Source organism: Coprococcus sp. AM97-35 (assembly GCF_027697525.1).
Classification (GTDB): domain Bacteria; phylum Bacillota; class Clostridia; order Lachnospirales; family Lachnospiraceae; genus Allocoprococcus; species Allocoprococcus comes.
Genome location: NZ_JAQESL010000056.1, coordinates 1 through 3,125, shown reverse-complemented (window position 1 = coordinate 3,125; position 3,125 = coordinate 1). Strand labels below are relative to the sequence as shown.

Genomic DNA, 3,125 nt, shown 5'->3' with positions numbered 1-3,125 from the left:
ATTTTTAAATTTTTTTCGGGTATGAAAAAAGCCCGCACAAAACATATAGTCTGTACGAGCCTTTAAAGCTAAAACATATTCAATTTTTAATAGTGTGCTATTAGGTGGAATTTGATTGCAAAGAATTGTACTTAAAGCTTTCCATAATGCAAGCCCCCTTAAAGCACCGTATCAATGTTGGCATGGTTTTCAAATTACTCTGAAAAATTATGAACTGTTCCTTTTGGAAATGTAATGGTCAGTCTTGTATATTCTTTTTCCGTAGAAGCAATATCCAATTTCAAGCCCAACCTATCGCATAATTTTTTCGATAGATACAGTCCCATACCCGTTGCATTTGCCTTGTTTCTATTTGAACCCGTAAAACCTTTTTCAAATACACGGGATAAATCAGACGCTTTTATTCCACAACCATTATCTTCAATCACAAGCAATATATTTGTACACTTACAGTTTTGAAAGTAAACAGAGAGTAAAAGAGCCGTGATAATGCAGATCACAATTTTGTGAAGCATTTCCACGACCCTTTTATTATAATTTTACCTTTGTCTTTTTTGTAATGATATAAATATATTCTTCTGGTGTAGGGCGTTTATTCCCAAAATACTTTTTGAAATTTGCCTGCACCTCTGGGTCGGTGCTATTCATAGCTTCATCAATCGTTGCTTCAATATTTTCCCGTACATCAGCTAATGACATACCGCCAGCCTTTGCACCAGCCTTTAATGCTTTTTTAATATCTCGTTTTTTTAACCCTATCATTCGAACCAACTCCCTAAAATGAGTTAATCTTCTTTTTCAAAAATTAAATCAATCTTTCGCATACAACCTTTTGCGTCAATTTCTGTAGGTATAAAACCAACATAGCGATACCCATTTTCTGCATAGCTATTTATAACTTCCTTATGTTTATCGGTGCAAAGGAACACAACACCTTTCGCAGTATAATCAATTTCTAAATATTCATATTTTTTCATTTTTCCTCATTTCCTTTCTCTTTCATATTTTCTCTACGCTTTTTGATTGCCTTATTTCTTAAAGGAATACCAACGCCCAATATCAATCCTACTACCAAAATAGTCAAGTCCATAAGCACACCTCTCTTTTCTAAAACTCTTTTTTCTTTAGTATTGTTAAGCTAATAAGATAGGAGATACCTAAAATAACAACTGAAAGCAATAAAAATAATATTATATATACTAGTGGTTCAAATTTAGGTAATTTATTTATTAAGACATATAAATCTATTCCTAAATATTCAGTAGTTTTTATAAGAAGCAGTCCTATAACAAATATAAATCCCATTACACCTATGATAGCAATTCTTCCTTTTTCTCCACCAAATTTCAAGATAAAAGGAAGCATGATTGATAAAATCAATAAAATAGTAGGAAATAAAGAACCTGCTGTTAAAAAAATTTCATTAAAACTGCCTGTTTTTGTAATACCAATAACAACTAAACTAATAACAGTTCCCAACAACAAAAACATTATTCCTGAAATCAATCCAAAAATATATTTTTCCAGTACATAATCTTTTCGTGTTATCGGTAAAGAAAATAAAAAAGCATTTCCATTATCAAATTCATCATAGCTAATTGAACTCAATGAGAATAATGCCCCCACAAAACCTAAGAAACCAATCGGAAACGAAGTCCCCGGAGATACTATTATCATTATTATAGATATAGCAGTAATAGTCATAAAGAAGTTTTTCTGTCCTTTCAGCAATTTAAAATCTTTAATCAATAAACCTTTCATTATTCAACACCTCTAATCATCATTGTTATTACTTCGTCTATATTTCCTTTTTCAATCGCCATTTGAGGATAATTTTCAGCATAATATTGTTTTTGATTAGTTAAACAACTATATCCATAGCTTTCTTTTTTTGTACGTAAAATATATTGTCTATCTAATTTGGAATATTCTTCTTCATCAACTTTAAGTAGTGCATAATCGCTTAGTAAAACATCAGTATCTTCGTGCATAATTACTTTTCCTTGATGTATCATATAAAGGTCATCACATAAAGTTTCTAAATCACTGGAAATGTGAGAACTAATTAAAATAGAGCGTTCTTCGTCTTTTTCTATAAAATCTCTTAGCATTTCTAACAATTCATCTCTAGCTATTACATCTAATCCCGCCGTTGGTTCATCAAGAATTAACAACTTTGCATTGTGTGAAACAGCAACTAAGACTTTTACTTTCGCTTTCATACCAGTTGAAAAATCTTTTATTCTTTTATTTCGTGGAAGCTGAAACTTTTTAACTTGTTCTATAAAAAATGATTTATCAAAATTTTGATATAAATTATCAATAATAGGAATAATATCATTGATTGTTAAATATCCACTAAAGCCAGAGTCCGAAAGAACTACTCCCAAATCTTGCTTGTCTTTTGCAGTAAAATCTTGTAATGACTTTCCAAGAATATTGATAGTTCCACTATCAAAGGAAATTAGCCCTAAAATAGCTTTAAATGTTGTGCTTTTTCCTGCACCATTTTGACCAATCAAACCAGTTACATGACCTTTCTTTACTTCAAGAGAACAATCAAGCGAAAAGTTTTCATAACTTTTTTTCAAATGCTCAATTTTTAACATATCTAACCCTCCAAAATTAACTCAAATAGTTTTTTTATATCTTCATCACTGATACCGTAACATCTGCCTTTTTGAATAACTCGTTCTAAATCACTTTCTAATTCCTTTTTCTGTTCCTCTAATAAAAGCTCTGTATTTGTAGCAGTAACATATGTTCCTTTTCCATGAATTGTTACCGTAAACCCCTCGTTTTCCAAGCTATCATATGCTTTTTTCACAGTTAGAGCACTTATTTTTAATTCTTTTGCAAGAGAACGAACAGACGGAAGATTATCATTTTCTTTTAATTTTCCATTCCGAATTAAAGCTTTAACTTGTTCTACTATTTGCTCGTAAATAGGTATCATTGAAGAATGGTTTATAATAATTTTCATCTCACAGCTCCTTTCTGTATAAACAGTATATAACAGAGTAACGCTGTTGTCAAGTGTTATATGGTGTTTGTACAGAAAGTGAAGCGTGCAAATCTCATTTAGGAAATGCACGCTATATAATTTATCCTACAATCTTCCAGTT

General features: G+C 30.8%; 6 protein-coding genes. All 6 read right to left on the bottom strand.

Going from position 1 to position 3,125, the window contains the following annotated elements; translation table 11 throughout:
* Positions 1 to 194: 194 nt before the first annotated feature.
* Positions 195 to 515, bottom strand: a complete 321-nt coding sequence (locus tag PG840_RS16455) for an ATP-binding protein (protein WP_006857095.1) — start codon at positions 513 to 515, stop codon at positions 195 to 197.
* Positions 516 to 531: 16 nt separating this feature from the next.
* Positions 532 to 762, bottom strand: a complete 231-nt coding sequence (locus PG840_RS16450; protein ID WP_021423130.1) for a hypothetical protein — start codon at positions 760 to 762, stop codon at positions 532 to 534.
* A 23-nt stretch (positions 763 to 785) separates the two neighbouring features.
* Complete coding sequence (locus tag PG840_RS16445; protein ID WP_008370354.1) at positions 786 to 977, bottom strand: DUF4177 domain-containing protein; 192 nt, start codon at positions 975 to 977, stop codon at positions 786 to 788.
* 130 nt (positions 978 to 1,107) lie between these two features.
* Positions 1,108 to 1,761 (bottom strand): ABC-2 transporter permease, encoded by a 654-nt coding sequence (locus PG840_RS16440; protein WP_006857098.1) that lies wholly within the window; start codon positions 1,759 to 1,761, stop codon positions 1,108 to 1,110.
* The gene (locus PG840_RS16435; RefSeq protein WP_118003844.1) at positions 1,761 to 2,609 is read right to left on the bottom strand and encodes an ATP-binding cassette domain-containing protein; all 849 of its coding nucleotides are present in this window, start codon (positions 2,607 to 2,609) and stop codon (positions 1,761 to 1,763) included. The genes PG840_RS16440 and PG840_RS16435 overlap by 1 nt, the downstream gene beginning before the upstream one ends.
* 2 nt (positions 2,610 to 2,611) lie before the next feature.
* A complete protein-coding gene (locus PG840_RS16430; RefSeq protein ID WP_006857100.1) occupies positions 2,612 to 2,983 on the bottom strand; it encodes a GntR family transcriptional regulator in 372 nt (123 codons plus the stop codon).
* Between the last annotated feature and the right edge of the window lie 142 nt (positions 2,984 to 3,125).